16 protein-coding genes, 1 pseudogene and 1 other annotated feature are annotated in these 16,316 nt (G+C 39.2%); of the genes and pseudogenes, 15 read left to right on the top strand and 2 right to left on the bottom strand.

From position 1 onward, the window contains the following. Nucleotides 1–48 precede the first annotated feature (48 nt). The 14 genes and pseudogenes from DF216_RS01455 to DF216_RS01385 all read left to right on the top strand — a co-directional run bounded on the left by DF216_RS01455 (nt 49) and on the right by DF216_RS01385 (nt 13,595). Complete coding sequence (locus DF216_RS01455) at nt 49–642, top strand: ATP-binding cassette domain-containing protein (RefSeq protein ID WP_129325716.1); 594 nt, start codon at nt 49–51, stop codon at nt 640–642. Beyond that, a complete protein-coding gene (locus tag DF216_RS01450) occupies nt 639–1,823 on the top strand; it encodes a hypothetical protein (RefSeq protein ID WP_129325715.1) in 1,185 nt (394 codons plus the stop codon). Before DF216_RS01455 ends, DF216_RS01450 begins: the two co-directional genes overlap by 4 nt. A gap of 156 nt (nt 1,824–1,979) precedes the next feature. Beyond that, nucleotides 1,980–2,111: a sequence feature (ribosomal protein L20 leader region), on the top strand. A gap of 15 nt (nt 2,112–2,126) precedes the next feature. After that, the gene (infC, locus tag DF216_RS01445) at nt 2,127–2,657 is read left to right on the top strand and encodes a translation initiation factor IF-3 (RefSeq protein ID WP_007521573.1); all 531 of its coding nucleotides are present in this window, start codon (nt 2,127–2,129) and stop codon (nt 2,655–2,657) included. Between the two features lie 32 nt (nt 2,658–2,689). Next, entirely contained in the window at nt 2,690–2,890 is a 201-nt protein-coding gene (gene rpmI / locus DF216_RS01440) for a 50S ribosomal protein L35 (RefSeq protein ID WP_001125942.1), read from the top strand. Nucleotides 2,891–2,941: 51 nt separating this feature from the next. Further along, nucleotides 2,942–3,301 (top strand): 50S ribosomal protein L20, encoded by a 360-nt coding sequence (gene rplT, locus DF216_RS01435; RefSeq protein WP_000124830.1) that lies wholly within the window; start codon nt 2,942–2,944, stop codon nt 3,299–3,301. 58 nt (nt 3,302–3,359) lie between these two features. Then, complete coding sequence (gene gloA / locus DF216_RS01430) at nt 3,360–3,740, top strand: lactoylglutathione lyase (protein ID WP_000157147.1); 381 nt, start codon at nt 3,360–3,362, stop codon at nt 3,738–3,740. Nucleotides 3,741–3,988: 248 nt separating this feature from the next. After that, on the top strand, nt 3,989–4,789 hold the full coding sequence (locus DF216_RS01425) for a dihydroorotate dehydrogenase electron transfer subunit (protein WP_129325714.1): 801 nt from the start codon (nt 3,989–3,991) through the stop codon (nt 4,787–4,789). A 10-nt stretch (nt 4,790–4,799) separates the two neighbouring features. After that, nucleotides 4,800–5,738 carry a dihydroorotate dehydrogenase gene (locus DF216_RS01420; protein ID WP_129325713.1) on the top strand — a complete coding sequence of 313 codons (939 nt, stop codon included), beginning with the start codon at nt 4,800–4,802 and terminating at the stop codon, nt 5,736–5,738. A gap of 131 nt (nt 5,739–5,869) precedes the next feature. Next, nucleotides 5,870–7,921: a glucosaminidase domain-containing protein gene (locus DF216_RS01415; protein WP_129325712.1), complete on the top strand. Its 2,052-nt coding sequence runs from the start codon at nt 5,870–5,872 to the stop codon at nt 7,919–7,921. A gap of 887 nt (nt 7,922–8,808) precedes the next feature. Next, nucleotides 8,809–9,237 carry a hypothetical protein gene (locus DF216_RS01405; protein WP_129325710.1) on the top strand — a complete coding sequence of 143 codons (429 nt, stop codon included), beginning with the start codon at nt 8,809–8,811 and terminating at the stop codon, nt 9,235–9,237. A 120-nt stretch (nt 9,238–9,357) separates the two neighbouring features. Then, nucleotides 9,358–10,021, top strand: a pseudogene (locus DF216_RS01400) (DUF6572 domain-containing protein). A gap of 179 nt (nt 10,022–10,200) precedes the next feature. After that, nucleotides 10,201–11,301: a hypothetical protein gene (locus tag DF216_RS01395; protein ID WP_129325709.1), complete on the top strand. Its 1,101-nt coding sequence runs from the start codon at nt 10,201–10,203 to the stop codon at nt 11,299–11,301. A 53-nt stretch (nt 11,302–11,354) separates the two neighbouring features. Then, the gene (locus DF216_RS01390; protein WP_129325708.1) at nt 11,355–12,263 is read left to right on the top strand and encodes a hypothetical protein; all 909 of its coding nucleotides are present in this window, start codon (nt 11,355–11,357) and stop codon (nt 12,261–12,263) included. 477 nt (nt 12,264–12,740) lie between these two features. After that, the gene (locus DF216_RS01385; protein ID WP_129325707.1) at nt 12,741–13,595 is read left to right on the top strand and encodes a TPM domain-containing protein; all 855 of its coding nucleotides are present in this window, start codon (nt 12,741–12,743) and stop codon (nt 13,593–13,595) included. A 130-nt stretch (nt 13,596–13,725) separates the two neighbouring features. Here the strand turns inward: DF216_RS01385 and yidA are convergent, their stop codons facing one another. Together yidA and DF216_RS01375 are read right to left on the bottom strand one after the other, a co-directional pair. After that, nucleotides 13,726–14,532, bottom strand: coding sequence for a sugar-phosphatase (yidA, locus tag DF216_RS01380; protein WP_000023489.1), 807 nt, complete (start codon nt 14,530–14,532; stop codon nt 13,726–13,728). Between the two features lie 9 nt (nt 14,533–14,541). Next, nucleotides 14,542–15,849 (bottom strand): HD domain-containing protein, encoded by a 1,308-nt coding sequence (locus DF216_RS01375; protein WP_129325706.1) that lies wholly within the window; start codon nt 15,847–15,849, stop codon nt 14,542–14,544. A gap of 71 nt (nt 15,850–15,920) precedes the next feature. Here DF216_RS01375 and DF216_RS01370 point away from each other — a divergent pair, with 71 nt between their 5' ends. Beyond that, nucleotides 15,921–16,298 (top strand): DUF1934 domain-containing protein, encoded by a 378-nt coding sequence (locus DF216_RS01370; protein WP_129325705.1) that lies wholly within the window; start codon nt 15,921–15,923, stop codon nt 16,296–16,298. Nucleotides 16,299–16,316: the final 18 nt, after the last annotated feature.

The following is a 16,316-nucleotide window of genomic DNA, read 5'->3' as shown; positions in this document are numbered from 1 at the left end:
GACAGGAAACTATTAATCCTTAAAGAGTGAGAAAAAGGAGGGCTGGATATGATAACTCTTACTCATGTTACCTTAAAAACGCGACAAGTCATCTTGCAAGATGCGGATTTCATCTTTAAAAAGGGTAGGATTTATGGCCTTCTTGCTATCAATGGCTCGGGAAAGACGACACTATTCCGAGCTATGAGCAAGCTGCTTCCCCTTAGTAGTGGACATATCGCAGCTCCTCCTTCTTTGTTTTATTATGAGAGCGTTGAATGGCTGGATGGAAACTTAAGTGGGATGGACTACCTTCGTCTTATCAAAAACATCTGGAAGTCAGAACTGAACTTGATGGATGAAATTAATTACTGGGAAATGTCTGACTATATCAGCCTTCCTATCCGAAAGTATTCCTTAGGCATGAAGCAACGCTTGGTGATTGCCATGTATTTCCTCAGTCAGGCGAAATGCTGGCTCATGGATGAGATAACAAATGGCTTAGATGAGTATTATCGACAGAAGTTTTTTGATAGGCTGGCACAAATCGATAGAAAAGAACAGCTGGTTCTTTTGAGTTCCCACTACAAAGAGGAGTTAATGGAGATTTGCGATAGCATGGTAACCATTCATCAGGGGCAGATAGAAGAGGTTCCGTTATGAAAGATATTAGCCTATTTTTATTAAAGAAAGTTTTCAAAAGTCGTTTAAACTGGATTATCTTACTTTTATTTGCATCTGTACTCGGTGTTACCTTTTATTTAAATAGTCAGACTGCAAACTCACACAGCTTGGAGAGCGAGTTGGAAACCCGTCTTGTAAAAGATGAGAGAGTCATCAATGGATATGAAGAGAAACTCTCCCAAATATCTGACACCAGCTCGGAGGAATACCAGTTTGCTAAAAGTAATTTAGAATCGCAAAAAAATCTTTTGAAGCGAAAGACAGAAATTCTGAATTTATTAAAAGAAGGGCGCTGGAAAGAAGCCTACTATTTGCAGTGGCAAGATGAAGAGAAGAATTATGAAGTTGTGTCAAATCAACCGACTTCTGACTCTGAATTTAAAATGTCAGTTGACCGCCAACGAAAGATTTACCAAGCCCTGTATCCCTTAAACATAAAAGCACATATTTTGGAGTTTCCGACCCACGGGATTGATCAGATTGTCTGGATTTTAGAGACGATCATCCCGACCTTGTTTGTGATTGCTATTATCTTTATGCTAACACAACTGTTCGCGGAAAGATATCAAAATAATCTCGATACAGCTCAGTTATATCCTTTTTCAAAAGTGGCATTTGCAGCATCCTCTCTTGGAGTTGGGGTGGGTTATGTAACCGTGCTGTTTATCGGAATCTGTGGCTTTTCTTTTCTAGTGGGAAGTCTGATAAGTGGTTTTGGACAGTTAGATTATCCCTACCCAATCTATAGCTTAGCGAATCAAGAGGTAACTATTGGGAAGATACAGGATGTGTTATTTCCTAGCTTGCTCTTAACTTTCTTAGCTTTTATCGTCATTGTGGAAGTCGTCTACTTGATTGCTTACTTTTTCAAGCAAAAAATGCCTGTCCTCTTTCTTTCACTCATTGGGATTGTTGGCTTGTTGTTTGGTATCCAAACGATCCAGCCTCTTCAGAGTATTGCACATCTACTTCCCTTTACTTACTTGCGTTCAGTAGAGATTTTATCTGGAAGATTACCTAAGCAAATTGATAATGTCAATCTAAATTGGAGCATGGGGATGGTCTTACTTCCTTGCCTGATTATCCTTTTGTTAGTGGGGATTCTATTTATCGAAAGATGGGGAAGTTCACGTAAAAAGGAAGTTTTTAATAGGTCTTAGCGTTCCTATACGGAAGGTAAGGAAAAACTAACATAGAGAGAGAATCAACTAGGTTCTCTCTTTTTGATGCAGACATCAAGAAGAAAACAGAAAGTTTTTCGAAAAAATGACTTTTTATCTTGACAAGGGAGAGAAATATTGGTATTATATAAAAGTTGAGAAAAGCAGAAGTGAGAGCTTCTCGCCTTGTGACATCAAGTTGCCTGGCCCTACGGATGAAAAGTTTCTAAGAAACGCTATCATAACGTGCGGGCTTGTATCATTACGAGCCCGCTCTTGTTTTTCTCTAAAATAAAAAAAGAGGTGAAAACCATAGCAAAGCAAGACTTATTCATCAATGATGAAATTCGTGTACGTGAAGTTCGCTTGATCGGTCTTGAGGGAGAACAGCTAGGCATCAAGCCACTCAGCGAAGCGCAAGCATTGGCTGATAGTGCAAATGTTGACTTGGTATTGATTCAACCCCAAGCAAAACCGCCTGTTGCTAAAATTATGGACTACGGTAAGTTCAAATTTGAGTACCAGAAGAAACAAAAAGAGCAACGCAAAAAACAAAGCGTTGTGACCGTGAAAGAAGTTCGCTTGAGCCCAGTTATTGATAAGGGTGATTTCGAAACGAAACTTCGCAATGCTCGCAAGTTCCTTGAAAAAGGGAACAAAGTTAAGGTATCTATTCGCTTTAAGGGTCGTATGATTACCCATAAAGAGATTGGTGCAAAAGTTTTAGCCGAGTTTGCTGAAGCAACACAAGATATTGCGATCATCGAACAACGAGCTAAGATGGATGGACGCCAAATGTTCATGCAGTTGGCGCCAGCAACTGACAAAAAATAATTGTCAGAAAGTTAAATAAAGGAGAAAAAATCATGCCAAAACAAAAAACACACCGCGCATCAGCTAAACGTTTCAAACGTACAGGTTCTGGTGGACTTAAACGTTTCCGTGCTTACACTTCTCACCGTTTCCACGGAAAAACTAAGAAACAACGTCGTCATCTTCGTAAAGCATCTATGGTGCATTCAGGAGATTTCAAACGTATCAAAGCAATGCTTACTCGCTTGAAATAATAGCCTAACAGTAAGTAAACAATTCTAGGAAATATTTGGAGGAAATAAAACATGGCACGTGTTAAAGGTGGCGTTGTATCACGTAAACGTCGTAAACGTATTCTTAAATTAGCAAAAGGTTACTATGGAGCTAAACACATCTTGTTCCGTACTGCAAAAGAACAAGTAATGAACTCTTACTACTATGCATACCGTGACCGTCGTCAAAAGAAACGTGACTTCCGCAAATTGTGGATCACTCGTATCAACGCGGCAGCTCGTTTGAACGGACTTTCATACTCACAATTGATGCATGGTTTGAAATTGGCTGAGATCGAAGTGAACCGTAAAATGCTTGCTGACTTGGCTGTTAACGATGCAGCAGCTTTTACAGCTCTTGCAGATGCAGCTAAAGCAAAACTTGGTAAATAATAATTGATAAGACTGGAACAGGATTGTCCCAGTCTTTTTAAAAATAAAGGAGAAAGCTATGGCTTCAAAAATGCTACACACTTGCTTGCGAGTAGAAAACCTTGAAAAATCAATCGCATTCTATCAAGATGCTTTTGGTTTTAAAGAATTGCGTCGCAGAGATTTTCCAGACCATGCCTTCACGATTGTCTATCTAGGACTTGATGGTGATGACTATGAGTTGGAGTTGACCTATAACTATGACCACGGCCCTTATGTGGTAGGTGATGGCTTTGCTCATATCGCTCTCAGCACACCTGACCTTGAGGCACTTCATCAAGAACATAGCGCGAAAGGCTACGAGGTTACAGCGCCTAATGGACTTCCAGGAACTCAACCAAACTATTACTTTGTCAAGGATCCTGATGGCTACAAGGTTGAAGTCATTCGTGAAAAATAATCCAGTAAAGTCAAGTAGAATGTTCGTTTTCTACTTGACTTTTTTTCTTTGAAAGAGTATACTAATACAAATTTAACCTTTAAGGGGAGTCCAGTGAGACTCACAAGGTGTCAGATAAAAGTGATAGGGAAAACTCTCTGCGGAGATTTTTTAGGTGTGCGCATGAGTTCCGTCCTATCTCGACTGAGACCTTGCTATTGCAAGGTCTTTTCTTTATCTGGTCCCCTTAAATTTAAGGAGGAAAAGTCATGAATCCCACATGTAAGAAGCGTTTGGGTGCGATTCGTTTGGAAAGTATGAAGGTGGTTGCACAGGAGGAAATCGTGCCAGCAATCTTTGAATTAGTCCTAGAAGGGGAAATGGTTGAAGCTATGCGAGCAGGCCAATTTCTCCATCTGCGTGTACCTGATGATGCCCATCTCTTGCGTCGCCCTATTTCGATTTCGTCTATTGACAAGGTTAACAAGCAGTGTCGCCTCATTTATCGGATTGAAGGTGCTGGGACAGCTATTTTTTCAACATTAAGTCAGGGTGATACTCTTGATGTGATGGGACCTCAGGGGAACGGTTTTGATTTGTCTGATTTGGACGACCAGAGCCAAGTTCTCCTCGTTGGTGGTGGGATTGGTGTTCCACCCTTGCTTGAGGTGGCCAAGGAATTGCATGCGCGTGGGGTGAAAGTAGTAACAGTTCTCGGTTTTGCTAACAAGGATGCTCTTATCCTTGAAAAGGAATTGGCCCAATATGGTCAGGTCTTTGTAACGACCGATGACGGTTCTTATGGCATCAAGGGTAATGTATCAGTCATTATCAATGATTTAGATAATCAGTTTGACGCCGTCTACTCATGTGGAGCTCCAGGAATGATGAAGTACATCAATCAAAGATTTCATGACCACCCAAGAGCCTATCTATCTCTAGAATCTCGTATGGCTTGCGGGATGGGGGCCTGCTATGCCTGCGTTCTAAAAGTGCCAGATAGTGAGACGGTCAGCCAACGCGTCTGTGAAGATGGCCCTGTTTTCCGTACAGGAACAGTAGTATTATAAGGAGAAAGTCATGACTAACAAACGTTTACAAGTTTCTCTACCGGGTTTGGACTTGAAAAATCCTATCATACCAGCATCAGGCTGTTTTGGTTTTGGTCAAGAGTATGCCAAGTACTATGATTTAAACCTTTTAGGCTCCATTATGATCAAGGCGACGACACTTGAACCCCGTTTTGGCAATCCTACTCCCAGAGTAGCAGAGACACCTGCTGGTATGCTCAATGCAATCGGCCTGCAAAATCCGGGTTTGGAGGCTGTTTTGGCTGAAAAACTTCCTTGGCTGGAAAGAGAATATCCAAACCTTCCCATCATCGCAAATGTTGCGGGCTTTTCAAAACAAGAGTATGCTGCCGTTTCTCGAGGAATTTCCAAGGCAACTAATGTAAAAGCTATCGAGCTCAATATCTCTTGTCCTAATGTGGATCACGGCAATCATGGACTTTTGATTGGGCAAGATCCTGATTTGGCCTACGAAGTGATAAAAGCGGCTGTGGAAGCTTCCCATGTACCAGTCTATGTCAAGTTAACCCCTAGTGTAACGGATGTTGTTACTATTGCTAAAGCCGCAGAAGATGCAGGAGCAAGTGGGTTAACCATGATCAATACTCTTGTCGGTATGCGCTTTGATCTCAAAACTAGAAAACCAATCTTAGCCAATGGAACGGGTGGGATGTCAGGCCCAGCAGTTTTTCCGGTCGCCCTCAAACTCATTCGTCAAGTCGCCCAAACCACAGACCTCCCCATCATTGGAATGGGGGGAGTGGATTCGGCTGAAACAGCGCTAGAAATGTATCTGGCTGGTGCCTCTGCCATCGGAGTTGGAACAGCCAACTTTACCAATCCTTACGCCTGTCCTGACATCATCGAAAATCTACCAAAAGTTATGGACAAATATGGCATTAGTAGTTTAGAAGAACTTCGTCGAGAGGTCAAAGCCAATCTGAGATAAGTTAGATCTTCTTTATCGATAACAAGACATAGAATCTTCATCAATTTGTAATATTTCCGTTAGTTAACTATGTTACAATAGGTTTTATAAAATAGTAATAGTGTAGATCGTTTTCTACTGAGGAGAATAAAATGAAGAAGATATTACTTGCAAGTACTGTCGTTCTTTCTATGGCAGGATTTGCAAAGACATCTGTATATGCTGAAGAATCTCAGGTTACGAAAAAAACTCAGACCACAGATGTAGTCGATAAAAAAGAAGAAACTGCTCCCCCAAAAAAAGTTCCTCAGGCTACTCCGAAAAAAGAGGTTCCCCAAGTGGAGCCCAAGAAAGAGTCGATTGTAAAAGAGGAAAATTCTTCTAAAGATGCCTCGTCCAAAAAGGAAAAAAACGAGGACGTTATCAAGGAAGGTTGGAAAAAAGAGCAAGGAAACTGGCGTTTTTATGAAAATAACCAGTCTGTCGTAAACTGGAAAAAAATTGGTGGCGTCTGGTATTACTTTGATAAAAACGGCATTATGCTCAGTAATACCATGGTTGATGATTACCTTGTCAAAGGTAACGGTGCTATGGCGGAAAACGCTTGGGTGAAAATATCTGACAAGTGGTACTATGCTACAGCTTCAGGCAAGATTTCTCGCGACAAATGGGAAAAAATTGAAGGTGTCTGGTATTACTTTAATAAAGATGGTGTCATGCTTAGTCGCACTATCTACAATGACTATCTCTTCCAAGGTAGTGGTGCTATGGCGGAAAACGCTTGGGTGAAAATATCTGACAAGTGGTACTATGCTACAGCTTCAGGCAAGATTTCTCGCGACAAATGGGAAAAAATTGAAGATGTCTGGTATTACTTTAATAAAGATGGTGTTATGCTTAGTCGCACCATCTATAATGACTATCTCTTCCAAGGTAGTGGTGCCATGGCAGAAAACGATTGGGTAAAAATATCTGACAAGTGGTACTATGCCACAGCTTCAGGAAAGATTTCTCGCAACAAATGGGAAAAAATCAAAGGGACATGGTACTATTTTAATAGCGATGGCGTGATGGCAAGTAGCCAGTGGAAAAGTGACTATTATCTGAAAGATAGTGGCGCTATGGCGGAAAAAGAGTGGATTTTTGATAAATCCTACAATAGCTGGTTCTACTTGAAGTCAGGTGGGGCCTACGCTTCCCGTGAATGGATTGGTTCATACTACCTTAAATCAGGTGGCTATATGGCCAAAAATGAATGGATTTTTGACAAAGATTACGATGCTTGGTACTATCTAAAAGATGATGGTCGATATGTAACAGGTACTTTCACGATCAAAGGTAAAGAGTATTCCTTCCAGAATAATGGGAAGTGGATATCAGAGGCAAAATATTACAAAGTGAAGCCAATTACTGCTTATGTTTATAGCGCTTCTGGTGAAAGATTAAGTTATGTATCACAGGGAACCATAGTCTCGCTTGGAGATGCTAAATCTAAAAAAGATAGTCAAATACCAGTCAATATTTCTGGTTTATCCGGCTTCATGAATAAAAGTGATTTAGTAGCTATTGATAAAGACAGTGAATTTGTTCCTCATTATACAAGTGATGGCAAGTATTTTTACCATGAGTTGTCACCTTATGTGAGTCTCCGTGTTGCTCCACATAGCTCAGCTATGACCATTGGTAAGAAATATTATTCGACTGATGGAATTCATTTTGATGGCTTTACCATTGAAAATCCTTTCCTCTTTAGAAATTTGACTAAACCAAGTAATTACAGTGCAGCTGAATTGGATAAAGTTTATTCTTCGATGAATATTCGGGATAGTCGCCTTGCTGGTAAGGGTGCTATTTTTAAGGAAGCTGAGGAACGATATGGTGTGAATGCTCTTTATCTGATGGCCCATAGTGCACTTGAGAGTGCTTGGGGACGGAGCCAGATAGCTAAGGATAAGAATAATTTCTTTGGAATTGCAGCTTATGATTCGAGCCCGTATACCTCAGCCAAGAAATTTGATGATGTGGATAAGGGGATCCTCGGCGCGGCTAAGTGGATTCGTGAGAACTACATTGACCGTGGAAGAGACCACTTGGGGAACAAGGCGACAGGAATGAATGTTCTCTATGCTTCTGACCCATATTGGGGTGAAAAAATAGCTAGTATCATGATGACTATCAATAGCAGACTTGGTGGGAAAGACTAACTAAATGGTGCTATGTGGTAATATATTTCCCCAAAATAATTAGGCATTATACTAAAAGTAAGGATTGAGTTCTGTATTGTACAGGGCTCAGTTCTTTTAGTTATGCGACTATTAATCCGTATAGCTTTGTAAGGTGCGAGACAAATTTATAAGAAAACATTCGTGTGATATAATAGAGAGGAAAAGGGGTTAAAACTAAAGTGGGTAGATGTCATTCAATTCGAGGTTTTAAGAGCTTGTATCTTTTGATTATGGAGTGTTTGAGTTAGGGAGGGAGTGGAAATGAGAGAAAAGAATAAACAATATAAAGGACTAGTTCATCTAGGAGAGTTTAAAAACAAATTGGTTTACTATGACCTAAAAGGAAGGAAACTGTATTTTTCAATTCTAGAAAGAACTTCTAAGAGTCAACAGTACTTTACTCTTTCCTTGATATTACTAGTTCTTCCATTTATTAGATTTCTGAATGGTCTGACCATCATTAGTATAGCTGAGCACAAGTACCTTTATTTGATTTTATTCTCTTATATTTCCTTACTTATCGGGAAATTGCTGGATGTCTATTTTAAAAAAGACTTGGATTTGTATCCTTCTTTATTTACAGATTTGGAGTACATAGAATTCCTAGAAGTAGTAAAGAAAAACGGAGCTGTTGTTACTTCCGTAATTCGTGCTAGCTTAATTAGCTTATTAGTATCCTTGACAATCTACCTAATATATCCTAGTTTTTTGTCATTATTTTTCTACTCCATGCTTTTGTTTATTCTCTATTTGTGTACAGCCAATAATTTGCACAGGAGAAAGAAGGTAATGGAGAGTTTGATAAGAAATGTGCGCACCAACTAAATCTTTTTGCCTATTATAACGAATTAAGAAAGCAAATTTATATGACAATAGAAATTCAGCAATACAAAAGTTGTACGATATTAAAAAACAACAATGATTATGAGATTATGTGGAATAGAGGGAAAAAAGTGCTTAACTTTCCCATTAGCCAAGCATTAGCAGAACGTGTTTCAAAATCAGAAAAAGATTCTTTAGAAGTAATGTTTTATTGTGAACATCATCGTTGGCCAAAGGCAGATGAGTTAGAAGATTATAATCAATCGGATACGATTGTACATCGAGGCGATGGATTTGTTGTATATGAAACTGATGGTTATTACGAAATTAGCTTCTTTAAAGAAATTGGCGGAGCCATGGGACCTGAAGTATGCTATCCCATAACTAAGGAACTGATGGATAAAGCGTTTGAATCTTCTAGGGGAGCATATGAAGTTATGATCTATGCTGAAACAGGAAACTGGCCTTTATAGTAAAGTGGATGACATCATAAGAACAGCCAATAGAATTCAGATGAAGTCTCAACAGTTGATTCTTTTGCATTAAGGAATAATAAATCAGTAGACATTTAGTAAAAGACAAAGGAGATAAGAATGGAATCAATTTATGTAAGTCAAAAAGACATGTTGGAAATCTGTCAAGATGGGGACAAGTATTTCTTGCGTTATCCAACTTTTAATATTACCTGCCCAGAAGTGATTAGAGAAATCCCCAAAGAAGCTGCAGATAGTTACATGTCGGGAGAACATACTGGCAAGGAGTTGATGAATTATGCGCAATATGGTTTTTGGAAATCTAAAAAACAATATACACAAGAAGAGTCGAATAAAATTTTTATACAAAATAATCCTGACTTAATTTTCAATGATTTATCTTATAACCAAAAAATATTTTCTCCTGAAGAATTTACCCAAATCATCACCAAAGCCATTGTTTCAGAACTGGAACCTAGCGAACTTGACGCTATTGGTATAGTTGATAATCATTTAGAGTTACTCCTTGTTGATCCAGTCGGCTGGCAGGAAGAGATAGAAGCAGTCCATCTTGAAATTCTGCAAGAAAAAATTAACAATTATATTCACTTCCTCAAAAGCAAGCAGTATGTGGAGCGGTATGGCGATAAGTTTGACAAAAAAAGTCATCCATATCACCTTCCAATATTCTCCATCAGATAATGGACTAGCCTTCCTCGCAACAGTTCAGAAAGTGTTGCAGCCTACAGATATGATCTTGAAGGTAGAATTACCGGAGTACTAGAGAGAGCGAAATTCGCTCTCTTTTTGTGATATAATGGGACAAAGACATTTTTCTTTTGTTATTCTGTTTGGCAATCATTTCAAAACAGATTCAAAAACTAACGGATTGTCTAAATCAGGTTAAAGGAAAGGATTTTCTAACGTATTTCGAACAGAAATATGGTAAATAGGGGGAGAAAAATGAAGAAAGTGCTAACAATGGTCGGATCCGTCCTGTTGGGTGTTCTGCTTCTATGGGGTTATCATAGTTATCAACAATCAGAGCAGGATAAACAAGAACGCCAACAATCAGAGCAGGCCAAGCAAGAACGCCAAAAATATGAAAATATGGGTTACTATACAGGAAAATGGGAAATTGATTCTTATGAATTTTTAGAAGATGGTAGGGGAGTTGCCGTGCATTGGAAGTCTCTGACTCCAGAAGAGGATCGATTGTTTGCCAAATATAATCCGGACTTGAGCGAAAACTTTTTGGGAGTTCATGGGGCTTCCAATCAACGCTATATCATACGCAAGTACTTCCATAATTCTACCTATAGAGGAACACAAAAATTACCAAATGAGGATCCTGAAGTTTATTATGCCATGTCCATTTATCGAATAGATGATCAAAAATTGGAAGGCAGTCAGCTCGATCTTTATAAACTTGTAGAGGACTACAATCCTGATTATATACCCGAAACAACTGGTGGTATTATTGAAAAAGATGGCAAAGACTATATATCCATACAAGTATACAAACGAGGATGGGAACTATCACAGAAAAAACAATTATGGCTGAATTTAGAAACCAAGCAAATTGATTGGGAAGATACAAAAATACAACAGTATCCTGAAAGCCCTTCGGTAGATCTGGGTCCTTTAAAGGATAAGATGGGAAAGATGACAACCGATTTGAGAACATCTACAGCGGATGATTTATGGAATCAAAATAAATTGTCTTTTCGTCAAGATGTATTGAAGGGAAGTGTTTTGGAGACAGCTGCGCCTAAAGTTTATCAAGTATTAAGTAAGCAAGATTCTCAGTTTTTCCTTTTGATTGATTCTAAGTATGATTATGATAAGGTTTATGGAGATGTTCCACAGTTTCTTGATTTGTATCAGCTTTTTGTCCCAGCCAATACGAATCTTTACGAAGGGCTGACGATTCCAGCCGAACTTAGTAAGGATGGTCAAGAGCATTCAGTTAATAGCAAAGAAGAATTTGACTTGTATTACGATGTTGCCAAAGACCGTGAGTTGAACAAACAACGTCGAATATTGGTTGAAAAAGGAGAATAAGAGGATGATCATCTCTATCCTTTCAAAGTCAAATAAAGGAGGATTTTTACCAAATGAAATACCTAAAGACTCTCAGCTTCCGAACTAAGGTGTTTGTGGGCTTGCTTCTAGTTTCTTTGGTGGGCTATGGTGTTTATGCCTATACCTGGCCCATATATGTCCAATGGCAGGAAGACCATGAGGTATTGATAGTTAAAACAGAGGTGGAGCGTATCGAAACCTTTGGTTCCCAGAACCGTTATGTTTATTATAAAATGAAGGAGCCTACGATTCCAGTTGTTTTATCCAATCATTTTGTTATAAGTAATGCAAAGTTTGTTGGGAGGAGCGAGAGTAATCTAGTGGAATTAACGCTAGATGTTTATGATCTCAATCATTTAGAGAACCAACCAAAGACGATTGATGTAGTCAAACTAATCCAAACCTATGACCAAAGTTATAGAGTGGATTTTTATGAGAAAAGAGGCTACACTGATAACGGGAAAGATTATTTAGTTTTTTCTTTGACGAATAAGCAAAATAGAGAAGATAAGAAGGAGGTTGCTTTGGATGTAGCTTCCGAACAGATAGTACCGGCTCTACCTACAGATAAAGCAGAATCAAAACGAACCCCTTTTTCGTTCGATTATACCAATCTAGATAAGATAGCTACTGAATACGGCTTCATACCCACTTACGATTTAGCCTACAGTAATGATTCAAAAGTGAGAGAAGATACTAATATAAACTTTATTAGGGACTACCCCGAATATTATAAGGCTATGGAGGGAGCCGCTAATATAGTAGTTAGAAAAGGAGCCTATTCCGATCCGGAAGCTATTTTCCAAGATATGCGCCATTGGTTTGCGCCGGTCGGTCAGGATAAGCTAGATGTTGTTGGGATAGATCCCAAAACAAAGGAAGAGACTCCGCTCAACAGTTATCAAGAGTATCAGGAATGGTATAAGAAACACATAAAATAGATTTGGAAGGACTCCACCAGGGCTTGGAGACTGTCAAAAGTGTGGGCAAGAATGTTTCTGATTTTCTCCATGGTATTTCTATTCGATGAAATTCAATCACAAATTAGTTTAGTTCAGTGGAAGAAATAGATAATGAATTAGTAAAAATTGACTGGATAAAAAGGTTATGTCATCTGCAGATAATCTGATTTCGTATTTCAATTCTAGTATGAAGACTATGTAGAAATGATTTTATTGGTCAAATTTGAAAGCAACATTCAGTGCTGAGATGCAATATTGTTAATAAAAATTTAGAACTAGTTTTCCTATATTTTTGCGTTGATTCAGTCAGATAAATAGCTTATAATGGAACTACCTTTTACGATAGATCAATAGAGAGATGACTTTATCAAAGTAATTCTATTTTAAAAAAGAATATCCTTTATTCTCATTCTTATTGAAATTGTAAATTGTAAACAAAAGGAAGGTTCGACTTTCATGATGAAAAAAATAGCTTTAATCTTAATATCTTTTTTTACAATCCTGTTATTTTTTATTGGACCAGCTCAAGCAGATTTAGTGATACCAGATAGACCTTCTAATGGCATTTATGATCCAAACCATTATTTATCAGGAGCTGTTTCAGATAAACTACAGGAACTAAATAGCAAATCGGAAGTTCAAATTGGCATTTATATTGTTGAAAGTCTAAATGGTGAATCTTTAGAAGAATTGTCAAATACGATAGCCAGATCTTGGAAAATCGGTTATTCGGATTCAAATAAGGGGGCATTGTTACTGATTGCTATAAAAGACAGGAAGTTTCGCATCGAAACTTCTAATCAACTAGCTATTACATTGACTGATACAAAGGCTAAGAAAATATTAGATGCCTCTCGTGATAAGATGCGAGCCAAAGACTATGACGGTGCTGTTATTGATATAATTCAAAACATTTCCGATCAAGAGTATAAATTAGCTGACGCACCTGTGGTGGAGAGAAATTATTTACTTGAAATCGCAAAAGGATTATGGGACATGTCAATAGGAATTATTTTGTTATGTGGCGGATATTTTATAATTTCTTATTTGATTAATCTTTTTAAGAATGGTACTGTTTCGGAAAGAAAACGAAAATCTAATAAATCATATAAGGGTAATGATAAATTATTCCCCTATGATCCCGCCTTTATTAATGATGGTTCATGGTCGCAAAAAGCATTAAGAGACTTCCGTAGCAAAAATAGAGATAAGTATCCTGAGGAAAGTAGCAGTGATTCCTCATCGTCTTGGTCGAGTGACGATTGGTCTGGTGGTGGTTTTGATGGTGGAGGATCATCAAGTGATTGGTAATTTAGCATAGTTCATAGCGATTTATCTACCTAGATGAATTAACTTGATTACTTTAAAAATGATGGGATAGAAAAACTATTGATTTGAAAAACCCCGCTCTGCTGAGCGGGGTTCGTCTATTCTTACCTTTTTACAGTACCCACGTACGGATGGCATGGGCAACGCCAGATTCGTCATTTGTTTTGGTGATGTATTTGGCGATTTTTTTGAGTTCTGGATTTCCATTTTCCATAACAACGGGGTTTCCAACGACTTCCAGCATGGCACGGTCATTTTCTTCATCCCCGATCGCCATGGTTTCATCTTTGGTCAATCCGAGTTTTTCAGCCAAGTGAGTGATGGCTGAACCCTTGTCTACATTCTTTTTAAGGAGTTCGAGATAGAAAGGAGCAGATTTGTTGATAGAGTAGCGTTCGTAAAATTCTGCTGGAATCTTTTCAATCGCAGCATCGAGAATTTCTGGTTCATCAATAAACATACACTTGACGATTTCCTTGTCAGCCATTTCTTCAGGTGTACGGTAGAAGATAGGCATGCTGACGAGGGTTGATTCGTGTACCGTGTATTTTCCGATATTGCGATTGGCTGTGTAGATACCGTCCTTAGTAATAGCGTGCATGTGGACACCGAGCTTACGACTGAGGAATTCCATATCCAGATAATCCTCATAGGTCAAGGATTCGCTGATAATCTCATGGCCAGTAGCAGTTTCTTGGACAAGGGCACCGTTGAAGGTTACAACATAGTCACCCTCGTCTCTCAACTGCAAGTCGTCCAGAAGTTTGGCAACACCTGCAATGGGACGACCCGTTGCAATCACGACTTTGACACCGGCTTGTTTAGCGTCTTGGATAGCAGAAAAGACTTCAGGAGTGATTTCCTTTTTACTGTTGACTAGGGTACCATCGATATCGACGGCGATTAGTTTAATACTCATATATTTCCTCTAATAGCTCTTATTTGGGGTAAAATGATCGTTCTCAATCAAGTGTAAAAATTGCTGGGTAATGCTTGCGAAGATGCTATTTTGATCTAACATTTCTTTTGGAAAATAGAAACGATTATCTCCGTGGCGACTGCCAGCAAGGGATTGAACAATAGGAGACAGGCTAGAGAGTTCTGCCAGTTCTCCATTTTTTTGTAAAATTTCAATCTGAGTCCGTGGATTTTCAGATTCGGGACGATAGATATCATAAGGAAGGTCAAAGTTCTTATGAATGGCAGTGTAGTAGTCTGGATCAAAACCGATTTCTTCAACCAGTTGTCTCATGGTTGCGAGTTGGTCTTGGTCTTCTTGTGAAAAGGTGATGGATTTAAAGACCTTGCGGTTGACAAACCGTTGCGATAAGTCTGCGAGAATCTTGTCAGGACTGGTCATCCAAAGCTGGAAGTAGGTATTCATCACACCATCATCAAGAGCCAGATAGTCAGACAAGGTCACATTTTTTTCAAAGAAAGGAAGGAGATGTGGAGAAGTGCGTGCAAAGAAGTCCTTGTCCTCAGGGTAGAGTTCCTTAGCGCGCTTGAGAAGATTCTGCAGGAGAACTTCCATGGCGCGTGTTGCTGGGTGAAAATAAACCTGCATATACATCTGGTAGCGACTGAGGACGTAATCTTCGATGGCATGCATGCCATTGCGCTGAAAGGCGATCCCATTTTCGACAGGACGAATCACTCGAAGGATCCGTGTCAGGTCAAATTCTCCATAAGATGCTCCTGTAAAATAGGAGTCGCGCAAGAGATAGTCCATGCGATCCGCATCAATCTGACTGGAAATGAGCTGTACGACCTGCTTGTTAGGATAGGTATGGTCAATGACACTGGCTACCTTTTCTGGAAAATCTGGCGCTACTTGAAGCAGGACTTGGTGAATCTCTGTTTCAGGGCTTTGGATGATTTCCTGAGTAATGGCCTCATGATCTGTATCAAAGAGATGTTCAAAAGTATGGGAGTAGGCACCATGCCCAAGGTCATGTAGGAGAGCAGCGGTCATGGTCAAGAGAGACTCAGCAGGATCCCATTCTTCAGGATATTTTTCTTCAAAAATCTCCGTGATACGTCGTGCAATCTCATAAACCCCCAAACAGTGGGAGAAGCGGCTGTGCTCCCCACCATGGAAGGTATAACTGGAAGTTCCTAGTTGCTTAATACGGCGCAGACGTTGAAATTCCTTTGTATTGATCAAGTCATAGATGATCTGATTGTTTACATGGATATAGTTGTGAACTGGGTCACGGAATACTTTTTCGTTCATATGACCATTATAGCAAAATCCTGCTCTTTTTGGTAAAATAGTAGGACAAGAGACAAGAAAGAGGACATGATGTGAAGATTCGGATGCGAAATACGATTCAGTTTGATGAACAGTTGGAAGTGATTGACCAACTCTATGACGTGGAAGTGCGTGAAAAAGGAGATTATACTTACTTGCTTTTTTACAACGAGGAAAAGGAAAAAGTGGTACTCAAGTTTCATGGTCAAGAACTGGTAATGACCCGTTTCTCGAGCCCCAAGACCATCATGCGTTTTCTAAAGGATAGTGATAGTTTGGCCTATATTCCTACTCCAATGGGGATGCAGGAGTTCATCATTCAGACAAGTCACTACAAACTGGATGGGCAAAAGATTGAGCTAGCCTATCAACTACAAAATCAAGAGGGACACCCCTTTGCCAGCTATCAATTAGAAATTACTTGGGGATAAGAAAAAGGTTGGTGTGAG

Origin of the sequence: Streptococcus oralis (assembly GCF_004127215.1) — a bacterium.
Classification (GTDB): Bacteria; Bacillota; Bacilli; order Lactobacillales; family Streptococcaceae; genus Streptococcus; species Streptococcus oralis_BD.
Note: the sequence above shows the minus strand (reverse complement) of the source record. Positions and strands in the feature narration are given on the sequence as shown.